The sequence below is a fragment of the Paraburkholderia solitsugae genome (genome assembly GCF_013177695.1).
Taxonomy (GTDB): domain Bacteria; phylum Pseudomonadota; class Gammaproteobacteria; order Burkholderiales; family Burkholderiaceae; genus Paraburkholderia; species Paraburkholderia solitsugae.
In genome coordinates this window covers 38,264-45,562 of sequence record NZ_WOEY01000020.1, presented here as the reverse complement: position 1 = coordinate 45,562, position 7,299 = coordinate 38,264, and the positions used below count along the sequence as shown (strand labels likewise).

Genomic DNA, 7,299 nt, shown 5'->3' with positions numbered 1-7,299 from the left:
GCGCGTAACGCTCGAAGAAGGCTTCGCTGTTGTCGGGGGTGGGCGGCGTGGTGCCCGGGCCGCTTAGCGTGGCGGGCGGCGCATTGTTCTCGTCTAGCGTTTGCTGCTTGCGCTCGGTTTGTGCGAGCAAATCCATTAATGGATCAGGCGCGACAGCGGGGTACAGGTCGAACACCAGCCGGTATTTGTACGCGCCGACGGGCGGCAGCGTGAAAACCTGCGGCTTTACCGAGCCTTTCAGATCGAACACCATGCGCACGACGTGCGGCTGATACTGCCCGACGCGCACCGACTGAATCTGCGGATCGTTCGGCGTAATTTTCGACACCAGATCTTTCAGCGCCTGATCCAGATCGAGGCCACTCAGATCGACCACCAGCCGGTCCGGACTCTGCAGCAACTGCTGCGTGTTTTGCAAAGGCTGATCCGACTCGATCGTCACCCGCGTGTAATCGCGCGCCGGCCAGACCCGCACGCCCAGCACCGAGCTCGCCCATGCGAGACGCGGAGCGACAAGGCCGAGCACCAGCGTGGACGCGCCCGCGCGCAGAATCTGCCGGCGCCGCCAGTTATGCGTTGCGGTAGCCGCCGATTCGATCGAGCGGAACGGTTTGATCAACATCTTTCGAGACATGCCTTTCCTGATTCGCTATATGCCCGTGCGACGAGTACCCGGCCGTCGCCCCCGCTGTCCAGGTCGAGCGAGAAAACGAGATCCGGCACGCCGAGGAGCCGCCCGGCGCGCTGCGGCCATTCGACGAGGCAGATGGCGCCGTTGTCGAAGTACTCGCGAAAGCCCGCGTCGGCCCATTCGGCCGGATCGGTGAATCTGTACAGATCGAAATGATAGAGCACGAGTTCCCCGGCGGGCCGCTCGAGCACATAGGGTTCGACGAGTGTGTAAGTAGGACTGCGCACGCGGCCGGTGTGGCCGAGGCCACGCAAGGTCGCGCGCACGAGCGTGGTTTTGCCCGCGCCGAGGTCGCCGACGAGTTGTACTTGCAGTCCGTGGAATGCCTGATCATCCGCAGCGCCCGGCGCGCGTTGTTGCGCTTTTTGCTGCACTTCCTGCCGCGGGTTGTGCTGCAACGCGCGCACGCTTTCGATCGCCCGGGCGAAGCGCTCGCCGAATGCATGGGTGGCGGCCTCGTCCGCGAGCGCGAAGGAGCGTTCGAGCAGGACATCGGCGGGCGGTTGGATCGCGAGATCAGGATTGACGGGCATTCTCGTAAAATGGCGTGATGAACCGAAGTCCGGAGTCCCCTGTTTCCTGCACGCCTGCGTCTAACGACGATGTGCGTGCCGAGCGTCATTTCGATGAAGCGGCGCTGAATGCGCTCGCGCTCAACATCAAAAAGTGGGGCCGTGAACTGGGTTTCGGGGCGATCGGTATCAGCGACACCGATCTCTCCGCCGCCGAAGCGCCGCTTGCAGCATGGCTGGACGCGGGTTGCCACGGCGAGATGGATTATATGGCGAAACACGGTATGAAACGCGCGCGCCCCGCCGAGCTTGTGGCCGGCACGCGACGTGTGATTACCGCGCGCATCGCCTATTTGCCCGCTCAGACATTGAGTGGAAAGGCGCACGAAAGCGCTTTGCAGGACACGCCGCTCGCACCGCAAGACTGGCGCGCAGCCGAGCATGCGCGGCTCGCGGACCCGTCGGCTGCGGTGGTGTCGATCTATGCGCGGGGCCGCGATTATCACAAGGTGATGCGTAACCGTCTGCAACATCTGGCCGAGAAAATCGAGGCGGAGATCGGCGCGTTCGGCTACCGCGTATTTACCGATTCGGCGCCGGTGCTCGAAGTAGAACTGGCCCAGAAGGCCGGCATCGGCTGGCGCGGCAAGCACACGTTGCTGCTGCAGCGCGATGCCGGTTCGCTGTTTTTTCTCGGCGAAATCTATGTCGACGTGCCGTTGCCCACCGATGCCGAGACTTCGCCCAACGATGCGCCCGAAACACCGGGCTCGCATTGCGGCAGTTGCGCGCGCTGCATCGGCGCATGCCCGACGGGTGCGATCGTGGCGCCCTATAAGGTCGATGCACGCCTCTGTATTTCGTATCTGACGATCGAATTGAAGGGCAATATTCCCCTGGAAATGCGGCCGCTGATCGGTAATCGTGTGTATGGCTGCGACGATTGCCAGCTCGTCTGTCCGTGGAACAAATTTGCGCAGGCTGCGCCGGTCGTCGATTTTGACGTGCGGCACGGGCTCGATCGCGCGACGCTGGTCGAGCTGTTTGCATGGAGCGCGGAGGAGTTCGATACGCGGATGCAGGGGAGTGCGATTCGGCGCATCGGCTATGAGAGCTGGCTGCGCAATCTGGCGGTGGGGATGGGCAATGCGTTGCGGGCCTCGTCGGAAAGTTTGAGCGCGGATGCGCGCGAGGCGATTGTTCACGCGCTGAAGTTACGCGCCGAGGACCCTTCCGCCGTGGTGCGCGAGCATGTCGAGTGGGCGTTGGAAGCGGCGTAAAGTAGCGGCAATCACGGAGCAGGCAACCATGTTCAACGCAGTGATCGATGCACCGTTCGGCAAGGTCGGCATTCGCCTCGAAGGCGAGGCCGTGCGCGAAATCGTCTATCTGCCGGAGTCGATCCAGAGCGTCGCGCCGGACACGCCTCTGGCAAAGCAGGCCGTCGAGCAGATCGAGCGTTATTTCGAGCGCGCGTCCGCGAAGTTCGAATTGCCGCTGGCAGCGGTCGGCACCGCGTATCAGCGGCGCGTCTGGCAAGCGATCAGCGACATCCCGCCGGGCGTCGTACTGACCTATGGGCAACTGGCAAAACAGTTAGGTAGCGTCCCGCGTGCGGTCGGCCAGGCATGCGGCTCCAACTATTTCCCGATCGTGATCCCGTGTCATCGGGTGGTCAGTTCGAGCGGCATCGGCGGATTCGCGCATCACGCCGGAGATGGTTTCTTTCGCAACGTCAAACGCTGGCTTCTGGCGCATGAAGGCATTCCGTACGCATGAGCGATACCGTGACTGACGACGCGCCGAGCGCGTCACCTTTGTTTGTGGCGAGTTCGGCCTCGATCGATGCCTTCTGTGACGCGTTGTGGCTCGAGCACGGCTTGTCGCGCAACACGCTCGATGCGTACCGTCGCGATCTGCGGCTGTTCTGCGAATGGCTCGCGCACACCCGCAGCACGTCGCTCGATACCGCCAGCGAGGCCGATCTCAACGCCTATAGCGCGGCACGTCAGAAAGACAAATCCACCTCGGCGAACCGGCGGCTTTCGGTGTTTCGCCGCTACTACGGCTGGGCGGTGCGCGAGCATCGCACCCAGGTCGATCCGACAGTACGCGTGCGTTCCGCCAAGCAACCGCCGCGTTTTCCGTCGACGCTCACCGAAGCGCAAGTCGAAGCGCTGCTCGGTGCGCCGGATATCGACACGCCGCTGGGCCTGCGCGATCGCACCATGCTGGAATTGATGTACGCGAGCGGTTTGCGTGTCACCGAACTCGTCACGCTGAAGACGGTGGAAGTGGGCCTGAACGAAGGCGTAGTACGCGTGATGGGCAAGGGTTCGAAAGAGCGCCTGATTCCGTTCGGCGAAGAGGCGCACGGCTGGATCGAACGTTATCTGCGCGAAGCGCGTCCGGCTTTGCTAGGGGCGCGCGCGACGGATGCGCTGTTTGTCACGAGCCGCGCGGAGGGCATGACCCGCCAGCAGTTCTGGAACATCATCAAGCGTCACGCAGCAGCGGCCGATGTGCGCGCGCCGCTCTCCCCGCATACGCTGCGGCATGCGTTCGCCACGCACTTGCTGAACCATGGCGCCGATTTGCGTGTCGTGCAATTGCTGCTCGGTCATACGGATATCTCGACCACGCAGATCTATACGCACGTGGCGCGCGAACGGTTGAAGTCGCTGCATGCGCAGCATCATCCGCGGGGGTGATCTGCGTTTGCACGGGTACTCGCATTTGCCCGTGCCCTCTCGTACGCGTGATTGCGACTACCCCTGCCATGGCGTTTGTCCGGCAAGGCGAGGCCGAAGCCATTGCGGCTGCTTCGTTACATGAACTCGCGCAACCGGTGCTTGAGAAACTTGCCCGTCGACGCAGCCGGCAGCGCGGCGAGCACCTTCACTTCAGCAGGGCGCTTGTACGGCGCGAGACGCTCGCCACACCACGCGATCAGTTCAGCTGGCGACACTTTCGCGCCCGCGATCAATTCGACGAACGCGACCACTTCCTCGTTACCCTCCACGGCGCGCCCGATCACCGCCGACTGCACCACCTGCGGATGCGCGTTCAACACATCCTCGACTTCCGACGGATACACGTTGAAGCCCGAGCGAATGATCAACTCCTTGCTGCGCCCGACGATATGCAACGCGCCGTCCGCGTCTTGCCGCGCGAGATCGCCGGTCTTGAGCCAGCCGTCTTCGGTCACGGCGGCGCGGGTCTGCTCCGGGCTGCGGTAATAGCCCAGCATCACGTTCGGGCCACGCACCCACAGTTCGCCGATTTCTCCCGGTGCGGCATCCATGCCGTCGAGTCCGACGAATCGCACGTCAACGCCAGGAATGACCTCGCCGACCGAGCAATCGCTGCGCGGCGCATCGAGCATCGTGTGGGAAACGGTCGGGCTGCTCTCGGTCATGCCGTAGCCGTTGTGCAGCGGGAGGCCGTAGATGCTTTCGACGTGCGCCTTCAACGCGGCGTCGAGCGGCGAGCCGCCCGAATAGGCAAAGCGCAGATGCGGCGCGGACCATGTGTGGCCGTGCGTCTGCAGATGTTCGAGCAGTTTCGCGTGCATGGCCGGAACGCCCTGGAAGATCGACACGCGCTCTTCAGCGAGCGCACGGCGCACCGCTTCCGGCGCGAACCGCGGCGCGAGGCGCAAAGTCGCGCCGGCGTGCAGGCTGCCGAGGCAAACGGAGGCAAAGCCGTACACGTGCGAGATCGGTAGCACGGCGTACACGACGTCGTCCGGACCGACTTTGCGCAAGCGGCTCGACACGGCCGCGATGAAAAGCAGATTGCGGTGCGACAGCATCACGCCTTTCGGCGCGCCTGTGGTTCCCGTGGTGTAGATCAGCGCGGCGCATTGGCGATGATTAGCGGCTTCGACCGGTTCGGCTTTCGCGGTGATGTCGATCGTGTACGACCACGCGCCGATATCCGGCGCGATAGCAGGGGCTGTAACGGCTTGGAGTCGCTGCGCATGCTGTTGGGCGTCCGTGGAGCTTTCGACCGCGTACGCGACCACGCGAGGCTGCGCGTGCGCACGGATCGCGTCGAGTTCGGCGGCGGACAGGCGTGCATTCGACACCAGCGCCCACGCGTCGAGCTTCGCGGTCGCGAACAGCAGCACGATCTGCACGATGCTGTTCTCGGCCACGATCATCACGCGATCGCCGCCACGCACACCCCACTCGCGCAGCAGCGCGGCGGCGGCATCGACGGCCTCCAGAAGTTGCGCATTGGTGAGGCGGCGCGCATCCTCGATCAAGGCGACGTGCTGCGGATCGCGCGCGGCGGCGAGCGCCGGAATATCGGTAATACGTGCGGGCAGGCCGGCCAGCAGCGCGGGAATGTCGATCGTGGAACGGGTGGATGAATCGAGGCTCAACGCTGTCTCCTGTGTCGACCAGAGTTGGTGCTCTGCATGGGACCAGAGTAACGCGCTGAAGCGCGAACTCTGGTCCCATGCAAGATGAATGCTAAATGTGTGCCTGGCATACTATGCGCCGGAAGATTTGCGAACGATCGTGCCACAATGCCCGGACCCGCACAATTGGCGGTTCGGCAAATAGCCGTTGTGCAAAGTCGCCATTACAATGCGCCGATGAGCAAATCCAGACACGTCTCCGAAACGCCCGCGACGCAGTTTCTGCGCCGTCATGGCGTCACTTTCGGCGAACATCCTTACGATTACGTCGAGCACGGCGGCACCGAGGAATCGGCGCGCCAGCTCGGTGTGGGCGAACATCATGTCGTCAAGACGCTCGTGATGGAAGACGAGCACGCCAAGCCGCTGATCGTGTTGATGCACGGCGACCGTACCGTCAGCACCAAGAATCTGGCGCGGCAGATCGGCGTGAAGCGGGTCGAGCCGTGCAAGCCGGAGGTGGCGAACCGGCATTCGGGCTATCTGATCGGCGGTACGTCGCCGTTCGGTACGAAGAAGCAGATGCCGGTGTACGTCGAGTCGAGCGTCCTCGAGATGGACACGATCTGGTTGAACGGCGGGCGGCGCGGTTTTCTGGTCAGCATCGAGCCCAAGGTATTGACCGACTTGCTGGCGGCGAAGCCGGTTCAGTGCGCGAGCGTCGATTGATGTTTGCCTCAATGTTTCCCGGGCAGGTGGGTTCGGTAGAATGTGCGCCGCCTTGTTCCCTGTTGCGGTTGGGGTGTCGAGTTTCAGACCGCCGATCCTTATAAGAGTCCCAGATGCAAAACCTGATCGTTGCTGTCGTTGCCTACCTGATCGGCTCGGTGTCGTTTGCCGTGATCGTGAGCGCCGCGATGGGGCTGGAGGACCCGCGCTCGTACGGCTCGGGCAACCCGGGCGCCACCAACGTGCTGCGCAGCGGCAGCAAGAAGGCCGCAATACTCACCCTGATCGGCGACGCCTTCAAAGGATGGCTGCCGGTGTGGTTCGTGGTGCACTTCGGCGCGCGATTCGGCCTTGACGATACGTCGGTTGCGATTGCGTCCGTGGCCGTGTTTCTCGGCCATCTGTATCCGATCTTTTTCCGCTTCCAGGGCGGCAAGGGCGTGGCGACCGCGGCGGGCGTGCTGATCGCCATCAACCCGATCCTCGGCATCGCCACCTTGCTGACGTGGCTGATCGTGGCGTTCTTCACGCGCTATTCGTCGCTGGCGGCATTGGCCGCGGCGGTGTTCGCCCCGATCTTCGACGGCTTTCTGTTCGGGCCGCACATCATCGCGCTGGCGATCGTGGTGATGAGTTCGCTGCTGGTCTGGCGCCATCGCGGCAACATTGCCAAGCTGATGCGCGGCCAGGAAAGCCGCATCGGTGACAAGAAGAGAACCGATGCAGCGGCTGGCACGGCAGGCGGTAACGAACCTTGAGCGAGGGCCGGGGTGCCCTGGTACGTTCACGGCGTGTGCACTGAAGGCGCACTGCGTGTGCTGGTCGTTCGACACGCGCAGGGTGCTGCGTCTCAACGCAGCTAAGCGCCGGGCGCTGAGTCTCTGCGCGGCCCGTTGCCGAGAGTTCTGCACGCAGCGGTGCTGAGGCTCAACGCAGCAAAGCGCTTCGTGGTGAGCCCTATGCGACCCATTGCCGGGCGTCAACACGCGCCCGGTACT

At 63.6% G+C, this 7,299-nt stretch carries 8 protein-coding genes; 5 read left to right on the top strand and 3 right to left on the bottom strand.

Going from position 1 to position 7,299, the window contains the following annotated elements; all coding sequences use genetic code 11:
• Both GNZ12_RS05390 and tsaE read right to left on the bottom strand, forming a co-directional pair.
• On the bottom strand, window positions 1-634 hold a 634-nt coding region (locus tag GNZ12_RS05390; protein ID WP_172309382.1), incomplete at its 3' end, for an AMIN domain-containing protein.
• On the bottom strand, window positions 616-1,224 hold the full coding sequence (tsaE, locus tag GNZ12_RS05385; protein ID WP_172309381.1) for a tRNA (adenosine(37)-N6)-threonylcarbamoyltransferase complex ATPase subunit type 1 TsaE: 609 nt from the start codon (window positions 1,222-1,224) through the stop codon (window positions 616-618). The genes GNZ12_RS05390 and tsaE, both read right to left, overlap by 19 nt.
• Window positions 1,225-1,241: 17 nt before the next feature.
• Here tsaE and queG point away from each other — a divergent pair, with 17 nt between their 5' ends.
• The 3 genes from queG to xerD are packed head-to-tail and all read left to right on the top strand — an operon-like array spanning window position 1,242 to window position 3,914.
• Window positions 1,242-2,483 (top strand): tRNA epoxyqueuosine(34) reductase QueG, encoded by a 1,242-nt coding sequence (queG, locus tag GNZ12_RS05380; RefSeq protein WP_172309380.1) that lies wholly within the window; start codon window positions 1,242-1,244, stop codon window positions 2,481-2,483.
• A gap of 28 nt (window positions 2,484-2,511) precedes the next feature.
• Window positions 2,512-2,982: a methylated-DNA--[protein]-cysteine S-methyltransferase gene (locus GNZ12_RS05375; RefSeq protein ID WP_172309379.1), complete on the top strand. Its 471-nt coding sequence runs from the start codon at window positions 2,512-2,514 to the stop codon at window positions 2,980-2,982.
• Complete coding sequence (gene xerD / locus GNZ12_RS05370) at window positions 2,979-3,914, top strand: site-specific tyrosine recombinase XerD (RefSeq protein ID WP_172309378.1); 936 nt, start codon at window positions 2,979-2,981, stop codon at window positions 3,912-3,914. Before GNZ12_RS05375 ends, xerD begins: the two co-directional genes overlap by 4 nt.
• A gap of 116 nt (window positions 3,915-4,030) precedes the next feature.
• Here the strand turns inward: xerD and GNZ12_RS05365 are convergent, their stop codons facing one another.
• Window positions 4,031-5,593, bottom strand: a complete 1,563-nt coding sequence (locus GNZ12_RS05365; RefSeq protein WP_172309377.1) for a class I adenylate-forming enzyme family protein — start codon at window positions 5,591-5,593, stop codon at window positions 4,031-4,033.
• A 216-nt stretch (window positions 5,594-5,809) separates the two neighbouring features.
• Between GNZ12_RS05365 and ybaK the strand changes: the two genes are divergently transcribed.
• Complete coding sequence (ybaK, locus tag GNZ12_RS05360; RefSeq protein ID WP_172309376.1) at window positions 5,810-6,301, top strand: Cys-tRNA(Pro) deacylase; 492 nt, start codon at window positions 5,810-5,812, stop codon at window positions 6,299-6,301.
• Between the two features lie 113 nt (window positions 6,302-6,414).
• Window positions 6,415-7,059 carry a glycerol-3-phosphate 1-O-acyltransferase PlsY gene (gene plsY / locus GNZ12_RS05355; protein ID WP_172309375.1) on the top strand — a complete coding sequence of 215 codons (645 nt, stop codon included), beginning with the start codon at window positions 6,415-6,417 and terminating at the stop codon, window positions 7,057-7,059.
• Window positions 7,060-7,299: the final 240 nt, after the last annotated feature.

What these genes read in the sequence shown, in the direction of transcription:
- GNZ12_RS05375 (WP_172309379.1), top strand. Translation starts at nt 2,512, where the DNA reads ATGTTCAACGCAGTGATCGATGCACCGTTCGGCAAGGTCGGCATTCGC.
- queG (WP_172309380.1), top strand. Translation starts at nt 1,242, where the DNA reads ATGAACCGAAGTCCGGAGTCCCCTGTTTCCTGCACGCCTGCGTCTAAC.
- xerD (WP_172309378.1), top strand. Translation starts at nt 2,979, where the DNA reads ATGAGCGATACCGTGACTGACGACGCGCCGAGCGCGTCACCTTTGTTT.
- plsY (WP_172309375.1), top strand. Translation starts at nt 6,415, where the DNA reads ATGCAAAACCTGATCGTTGCTGTCGTTGCCTACCTGATCGGCTCGGTG.
- tsaE (WP_172309381.1), bottom strand. Translation starts at nt 1,224, where the DNA reads ATGCCCGTCAATCCTGATCTCGCGATCCAACCGCCCGCCGATGTCCTG.
- ybaK (WP_172309376.1), top strand. Translation starts at nt 5,810, where the DNA reads ATGAGCAAATCCAGACACGTCTCCGAAACGCCCGCGACGCAGTTTCTG.